This is a genomic window from Actinopolymorpha sp. B9G3, assembly GCF_040120725.1.
Classification (GTDB): domain Bacteria; phylum Actinomycetota; class Actinomycetes; order Propionibacteriales; family Actinopolymorphaceae; genus Thermasporomyces.
The window spans coordinates 258175-265865 of record NZ_JBEEAB010000010.1 but is presented as its reverse complement, the minus strand read 5'-3'; the positions used below and the strand labels follow the sequence as shown (position 1 = coordinate 265865).

5 protein-coding genes are annotated in these 7691 nt (G+C 67.8%); 3 read left to right on the top strand and 2 right to left on the bottom strand.

Going from position 1 to position 7691, the window contains the following annotated elements:
* Nucleotides 1-642: PASTA domain-containing protein (locus ABNF93_RS19425; protein ID WP_349329496.1), on the top strand; the 642-nt coding region annotated here is incomplete at its 5' end.
* Nucleotides 643-671: 29 nt separating this feature from the next.
* On the opposite strand, the gene ABNF93_RS19420 is transcribed toward ABNF93_RS19425, so the two are convergent.
* The gene (locus ABNF93_RS19420) at nucleotides 672-4748 is read right to left on the bottom strand and encodes a S8 family serine peptidase (protein ID WP_349329495.1); all 4077 of its coding nucleotides are present in this window, start codon (nucleotides 4746-4748) and stop codon (nucleotides 672-674) included.
* A 219-nt stretch (nucleotides 4749-4967) separates the two neighbouring features.
* Between ABNF93_RS19420 and ABNF93_RS19415 the strand changes: the two genes are divergently transcribed.
* The gene (locus ABNF93_RS19415; RefSeq protein WP_349329494.1) at nucleotides 4968-5948 is read left to right on the top strand and encodes a helix-turn-helix domain-containing protein; all 981 of its coding nucleotides are present in this window, start codon (nucleotides 4968-4970) and stop codon (nucleotides 5946-5948) included.
* A gap of 30 nt (nucleotides 5949-5978) precedes the next feature.
* Here ABNF93_RS19415 and ABNF93_RS19410 read toward each other — a convergent pair whose 3' ends face one another.
* Nucleotides 5979-6554, bottom strand: a complete 576-nt coding sequence (locus tag ABNF93_RS19410; protein ID WP_349329493.1) for a hypothetical protein — start codon at nucleotides 6552-6554, stop codon at nucleotides 5979-5981.
* A 321-nt stretch (nucleotides 6555-6875) separates the two neighbouring features.
* Between ABNF93_RS19410 and ABNF93_RS19405 the strand changes: the two genes are divergently transcribed.
* On the top strand, nucleotides 6876-7565 hold the full coding sequence (locus ABNF93_RS19405; protein ID WP_349329492.1) for a GntR family transcriptional regulator: 690 nt from the start codon (nucleotides 6876-6878) through the stop codon (nucleotides 7563-7565).
* The last annotated feature ends 126 nt before the right edge of the window (nucleotides 7566-7691 follow it).

The following is a 7691-nucleotide window of genomic DNA, read 5'->3' as shown; positions in this document are numbered from 1 at the left end:
ACCCCCGCCCCCGAAGGCTCCACCATCACCGTCTACTACTCCAGCGGCCTCATCGAAGTCCCCGAAGTCCTCGGCGAAAGCCAAGCAGTCGCCGAAGCACGACTAGAAGACGCAGGCTTCAAGGTCAGGAAGGTGGAGCAGGAGTCCGCCGATGTGCCACGCGGAACGGTCATCGAGCAGACCCCGACCGCCGGCGAGCGCCGCCAACGAGGCTCCACCGTCACCATCGCGATCTCCGGCGGCAAGCCGCAGGTCACGGTGCCAGGTGGCCTGATCGGAGCACAGGTCGCTCAGGCACAGGCGATGCTGGAGTCCCAGGGCTTCAACGTCGACACGGTCGAGGATCCCCGGTCCGCCGAGGCCCCCGGCACCGTCACCGCGGTCGACCCCGCCGAAGGGAGCAGCGTCGAGGCCGGCTCGACGGTCACCCTCTACTACACCCCCGCGCTGGTCCCCGTGCCCGACGTCGTCCAACAGAACGAAGGCGACGCAGAGGCAGCGCTGAGCCAGGCCGGGTTCAGGGTGCGGACGACGAAGCAGCGGACCTCCGATGTCCCACCAGGCACAGTCATCGCGCAGGACCCGGGCGCCGGCGAACTGCTACCACAAGGCTCCACCGTCACTATCGTCGTGGCCCGGTAACCGGCAAAGAGCCACTGTCCGGCCCCGGCCTAGGCCCCGGCATCGAGGCCGTAGGCGCGGGAGATGGTCTGCTCGATCGTGTTGCCCTCCGCGTCCTCGGCGTACGCACGAATACCAACGGCTCCGCTGGTCTGGTGAAGTGGCGGGTGGGTGATCACGGCGCGGTAGGTGTTGCGGCCGACCTCTGACGTCGCCACCCGCTGCCAGTGCTCACCATCGTCGAAGGTCACCAACAGCTCGACGGAGGTGAGTCGGGGCTCGGGGTCAACCTGCGCGCCGTGGTAACCGCTGATCGTTATCGCGTGGGTGCTGCCGGCCGGCAGCGTGTTGTCAGAGTCGAGGTCGAGGCCGTATCTCAGATAGAGCAGGTGTTCGGCCTCGCATGGTGCGTTCGGGTCACCTCCGATGAGAAGTTGGCCCCAGCAGCGGTATTCCGGCGAGGTCGCCCCGGAGGCACGGCTCGAGGAGAAGGTCCAGGCGGTGTCGACGTTCCTGGCGTAAAGGGTGCCGGGATAGAGGTCGGCGTAGCTCAGCGTGTAGCGGTACGTCGACTCCCCCGCGGGCAGTTCGTAGGTGGGTATGGGAATCTCGATGCAGAAGAACAGGCAGCCCAGGAAGAACGTGCCGATCTCGAGGGGCACCTCTTCCTCTGCCCGGTAGAGGTGCTGTTCGTAGCGGGCGTCGCCTCCTTGGAGGTCCGGGCTGAGATACCACGTGATGTCGCCCAGATGGTTCGTCTGGCTGTCGGTGAGATTGAACATCGGCGTGAACGTGTCGACCGTACGACATGCTGGACAGAACGTCGCGTCGACGCCGAACACCGGCACCGCGTTGCCGAGGGCCTGCACATCGCTGGCGAACCTGCTGACCCCGGGCACCAGCGGTGATGATCCCCAGGTCTCGGTTCTCCTACCCGGTCGGTCGAAAAGGTCGATCGCTTCCTGCCGCGGACCATCGCTGTAGATGGTCTGCCGCTGCCAGAGCATCGTGTCGCTGAGCGGTCCGACGAATTCCGTCCGCGACCGCGGAGCCGAGGATGCCAACGCGACGGAGTGGGCGGTGCCGACGATCTCGCCGGCCCGTTGGGCGGCCCACTCCGAGGTCACCTGTGCCGGCTGGTCGGCGTGGATCCGGTTGTCGACCCGGTAGAGGTCATGGCTGTCGACCTTGTGGTCCGGATCGCCGGACACCTTGTCCGCATAGAACTTCAGCGCAAAGACGTACGTACTCTCGGCACTGCCCACGGTCTTGACGATGACCATGTCGTGCGCGGCCTGCAGAGTACGGACGAGCGCACGTCCCTGGTCGGCGGGCAGGCTGAGGGTGGGAATGGGGTAGACCGGCCACTGTCGCGTGGCGTCGAGGAATGCCCGACCGCTCGCACCGAAACCGACGACCGCGGCCGCACCGGCGTTCGCGGCCGTGGTCACCCGGTCGAGGGCATCGGCCGAGCAGGTGTCCTGGCAGATGTCGTCCAACGACAGCAGGACGAGCTTGCCCCGAACGTCGACCCCCGCGAAGTCGCCGGGAAGACCGTTGCCGGCGGCGACCAACTGCAGGTCATGATGCCCGTCCAGCTTCGGATACTTCGGGTCGACGCCCTGGTAGGCGGGGTCCAACCGGCCGGGTTGCCCAACTGCCGTCATGCGGATCAACGGCTCGCCACGAAGGTGCTGGCTGACCGAGCCGAACGTGCCCTGCGTGACCTTCCCGGTCGGCAGCATCCAGTAGTTCTGGGCGCCGTAGGGTGCGTCGACGTCCCCTTCCACGTGCCACCGCTTGCGCGCATCGATGCGCTGGTACCCCATCCAAGCGTCGTAGCTCTCAGTCGGTCTTGGCGCCTTGACGGTGAGCTTCTTCGCCTTCTGCAGGTCGAAGCTGACCCTGGTGTCGGCGGAGAGGTCGACCTGTGGGGCGATCGGGAGGGCGTGGTTCCACTCGCCGTCGACGTCCTTCCAGCTGACGCTGGTGGCCACCATGTAGGGGCCTTTGGCGAGCGTGACCGTGCCGGATTCGCCTGGCAGGTAGACCGGGCCGTCGTCGAGGTCCTCCCGGCCGTCCATCCGTACGACGAGCGGTCGACCCACCCGCACCTGGGTGGCGCCGGTCGGCGCGTTGGTCGAAACGGTGAGGGTCGCCGTGGCTGGCGCGTTGTAGATCCCGATCGTCGTGGTGAGGCGAGTCTCCGCGTTCGCGTCGGTCGCGCGGACTGTTCCCTGGTACGCACCGCCGCCGATCACCTTGCGGGGATCGAGTCTGGCGCTGATGCCCACGCTTCCATGCGCCGGGACGACGACGGTCGTCCGGTCGAGCGTGAGCGTTCCGGTGGGCGCGGGCCCGCCGTCGTACGCACGAAGTTCGGGGAGCAGTGTCAACGTCACCGGTTTCGCCGTGATGTTCGTATAGGTGAGGGTCCTGGAGATCGGATCTGCCTGCGGGTAGGCCACGTGCCCGAAGTCGAGGCTGCCGTCGGCGTACACGCCCTGGCCGACCGCGCGAGCAAGGTCGACCCGCCCGGTGCCCTGCTCGTAGGCGGTGGAGTTGCCGGCTTTGGCCGTACTCATCAAGGCGTGCTTGAGCCGCGGCGCGGTCCAGTCCGGGTGTTGCTGGGCGAGGAGCGCGGCGGCACCGGCCACGTGCGGCGTCGCCATCGAGGTTCCGGAGAGGCTGGTGTAGAAGTCGTTGACCGGGGTGCCCTGCGTCGTGTCGTTGGCCCGCGCGGCGACGATGCCGACACCGGGTGCGGCGATGTCCGGCTTCAGACCGCGGTCGCCGGCTCGCGGACCACGACTGGAGAACGACGCCACCACATCGGACCGGTCGACCGCGGCCACGGTCAGTGCGGAGTCCGCCGCCCCCGGCGCACCGATCGTCTGTGCGGCTGAACCTCTGTTGCCGGCCGCGATGACGAACAACGCCCCCGAGGTCGCGGTCAGGTTGTCGACCGCCTGGCTCAGCGGGTCCGTCCCGTCCGTCGGGTCGCCGCTGAGACTCATGCTCACCACCCGGGCGTCGTGGTCGACGGCCCATTCCATGCCGTCGATCACCCAGGAGAAGTTGCCTGACCCGTCGTCGTCGACCACCTTGGCGTTCAGCAGGTCAGCTCCGGGTGCAACGCCCCGGTATCTCCCCTCCGACGCATCGCCGGTTCCTGCGACGGTCGAGGCCGTGTGTGTGCCGTGGCCCAGGTGGTCAGCAGGGTCGGCCTCGGTCGTGAAGTTCTGTTGCTCGATTACCTTGCCGGCGAGGTCGGGATGCTCGGCATCGATGCCGCTGTCGAGAACGGCGACCGTGACCCCGGTGCCGTCGAAACCGGCTGCCCACGCGTCCGGTGCGCCGATCTGCGGCACGCTGCGGTCGAGATCCGCATGCACCTTGCGGTCGAGCCAGATGCTGGCGAGACCACCACGCAGCGTGGACGGCGATCCCTGCCCCGCCTGCTTCGCTGACGCCACCACGGCCGACCAGAACGTCGTCGCCCGCTCCTTCTCCACATCGACCGCGACCGCGTGGACACTCTCCAGAGTGCGCCGTCGCGCACTGGCCGGCAGGGCGTCAGCTCGCGCGGGCACGGTCGTCCGCCAGGTCGACGCCGGATACCGAAGGATCACCGGAAGGTGGGAGCTCCGGCCGTCGGCGTAGCCGTTGGCTGCCAGGTAGCCGACGTCGAACAGGCCCAGGTCCAGCCGGCGGTCGGCGATGAGCGCGGTCGCGTCGGACGGTACGACGTACAACTCCTCGCCGTGCTTCAGCGTCTGGAACGCCACCGGTGGCTGGCCAGCGCGCGCCGCGGGAGTGATGCCGCGAATCGCGGGCCTGCCGTCGGGAGCGACGCCGACACTCACCCGGTCACCGCTGATCAGCGTGACCTCGTTCACCGGCGTTCCGACGGCGGGTGCGGGCACCTGGGCGCTCTGGGGGGCGGCACCAACTGCCGCCGGCGCGGGTGCGGCGCTCGCGTTGGTCGCACTGGCAGCACGTTCACTGACGGCACCCGCCGTGCTGGTGGTGCTGGCGGCGCCCGCGGCACCGGAGACGAGCAGCGCCACGACAGCCAGGCCGGCTATCCCCGCCCTCGCACCGAACAGTCCGGATGGTTGTCTCATGGACGCTCCTTGGTCCTGGCACAGCGCAACCCCGGAAGCGGGGAGTGGAGGGTGGAATTCGGCCGCGGATGAGGAGGACGATCTGTCACCGAGAGCCGGCTACGCCGCCGTTGATCGTCCGTGGCGCTACTATCCCGCCGTACTCTCGGACGGCACAAGACCGCCAGACGGCGGATATGTGGCTGTTGGCGGATGTCCGCCAGTCCGGATCGGAGAGAGATGTTCGAGGTCCTCGGGCTCACAGCGACGGAGACGGCGCTCTACACGGCCCTCATCAACAATCCCCGTTCGACCGCGACCGAGTTGGCTGGCCCAGTGGGCATCTCGGAGCATGAAGCGGACCATGCCGCTCACCATCTGGTCCGGCGGGGGTTGGCCAACCGGCTACCAGGTGCGGAGCCGCGTTATCTTGCGGTGGCACCGGACATCGCACTCGATCCCCTGATCGCCCGACACGACGAGCAACTCCGGCAGGCCCGCCAATCCAGCCACGAGCTTCTGGCGGCGTTCCGCGAGTCCTCCCGCCACATCCACCCCGCCGAACTGATCGAGGTCATCACCGGAACGGACAACATCATCAGCCGCGTGCTCCATTTCCAGGAGACGGCACGGGTGCAGCTTCGAGGCTTCGACCGGCCGCCTTACGCGATGCGTCCGGGCTCCGGAAGGTCGACAGAGGTACGACGGCTCGCCGAAGGTGTCACCTATCGCGTCATCTACACGCCGGAGGCGCTGACGTGGCCCGGCCGCGCCGGCAGTGACATCCGGGAAGGATGCGAGCACGGCGAGCAGGCGCGTGTACGCCCGGACCTCCCGGTGAAGCTGATCATCGTCGACGACCGGCAGGCGTTCGTTCCCGTGCACACGGGGCGCAACCAGGTCGAGGCCGCGCTGGTTGTCCATCCCTGCGATCTCTTCGACGCACTGGTCGCACTCTTCGAGTCCGAGTGGGAGCGGGCGGTCCCTCTGCGGTCGTTCGTACCCGGTGATGAGCATCCGGGCTACCCGATGCAACCCGACGAGACCACCGCCGCGTTGCTGCTCTGCCTGTCGGCAGGGCTCACCGACACCAACATCGCTCGCTCCCTCGACAGCAGTCTGCGGACGACGCAACGGCACATCCAACGGCTCATGCGCGAACTCAACGCGTCGACCCGGTTCCAGGCGGGAGTGGAAGCGCGTGAACGGGGCTGGGCATAGCCCCCGCGACACGTCCTTGCATGTCGGCAGTCAGCGTGGGTGAGGAGCTGACCCGTCGATGAGGTGATGCACTTCCTCGATCTCGAGCGTCGTTCGTGGGACTTCACGGATCCCGAGATCGGCGGTGATGCGGACGATCCGGTCGAAGAAGGCGCGGAGCGCCTCTTCACTCTGCCATACAGACATGAGGCGGAGTTGGTCATCCTCGTGATAGCAGACGTGGTAGAGCCGCTCAGGCGGTGCGCCGAGTCCGGCTTCGTCGAGACGTGTGCGGATCTCTTTGTACTGTCCCGCGTTCAGTCTCGGCGGATCGAACCTCACCAGGAGACGCGCAGGTCCCTCGACGTCTGTCCGTTGTGGCCTGATGATGTCGAACACCTGGTTGACATCGGGCTCCCACAGGACGACCTCGAGTTCCTCGGCGGTCGGCAGGAGCGTCTTGCCGAACTCCTGGAGCTGTTGGGCCGACTCCCAGACATCGGCGACTTTCAGCCCGTCCAGGGGTCCGTAGGCGACGTGGTAAAGACGGCCCGGTGGCGCACCCGCGCCCCTGTCTTCCAGCCGACGGACGAGCTCGTCGTAGAGTTCGGCCGTCATTGTGGCCATCCGGTCGAACCTGAACAAAAGCGCCATGCTGCCACTTCCCCGCAAGCCCGCCGGCGAGAGTGCTGAGCCAGGACGCCACCTTGGAGGACTTGCCTCCTCCATCCTCGCACTGCAGCGGATCTCCCCGCGCCGGTCCTCTCGTGCGACAGGTGCGAGGCGGCTACCTGCACAGGACGCCGGACGATGTGCACGGTGGGCGCGTCCGGAAACAGCTCCCCCAGGAACCGGGTGGAGAGCAGGTTGTTCGGACGGATCGACGTCGAGGATCGGCATACGATCGACCGCGACAGCGCAGGATGACGCGTTCGACTGGAGGCGCCGGTGGCACGCAGCGAGCGGACCGTGCTCGTCGACGGGGTCTACGACGCGCTGAAGGAACGCATCATGGACCGGGCGACCGCGCCCGGCACGCGGCTCAGCATCGAGGGCATCGCCGCCGATCTCGGCGTGAGCGCGACACCGGTCCGCGAGGCGCTTGCCCGTCTGGCGGCCGAACGGCTGGTCGCGTTCGTGGCGTTCAAGGGATACACGACCAGGCCGCTGCTCAACCAACGCCAGCTGGCTGACCTGCTCGACGTCAGGCGGCTCATCGAGACGGAGGCGGCCAGACTGGCGGCGCAGCGCGCGATCCTCGCTGACCTGCGGGCAATGGAGCGTGAACTCGCCGCGATGGACGTCCTCGCCCCGACTCCGCGCTATCGCGACTTCCGTACGTACCTCCAGCACGACCAGCGCTTCCACGAGGCCCTGGTCAGCGCGGCAGGCAATCCGGTGCTCCTGGAGACGTTCCAGGGTCTGCACACGCACACCCAGCTGGCCAGGCTGGTGCATGATGTCGGCGCGTTCGACGACGGCGAGAACGCCGTGGAGCACCACGCGATCGCGCAGGCCGTGCGAGACCGTGACCCCGACCGCGCGGCGGAGGCGGTGCGCGTGCATCTCGACCGGTACGAAGCGCAACTGAGCGAGCAGCTCGACTGTCCCGGCGCGGACAAGCGCTCTATCCGCTGATCGTGCCGGCGTCCGTACGTTGGTCCACGTGACATGACTCCACGCGTGGGGATCCATCTCCCGTTCAGTGTCGAAACCGAAGCCTTGTGTCAGCAGCCATCTACAGGTGTGACGACCAAGCCGTCC

What these genes read in the sequence shown, in the direction of transcription:
- ABNF93_RS19420 (WP_349329495.1), bottom strand. Translation starts at nt 4,748, where the DNA reads ATGAGACAACCATCCGGACTGTTCGGTGCGAGGGCGGGGATAGCCGGC.
- ABNF93_RS19410 (WP_349329493.1), bottom strand. Translation starts at nt 6,554, where the DNA reads ATGGCCACAATGACGGCCGAACTCTACGACGAGCTCGTCCGTCGGCTG.
- ABNF93_RS19415 (WP_349329494.1), top strand. Translation starts at nt 4,968, where the DNA reads ATGTTCGAGGTCCTCGGGCTCACAGCGACGGAGACGGCGCTCTACACG.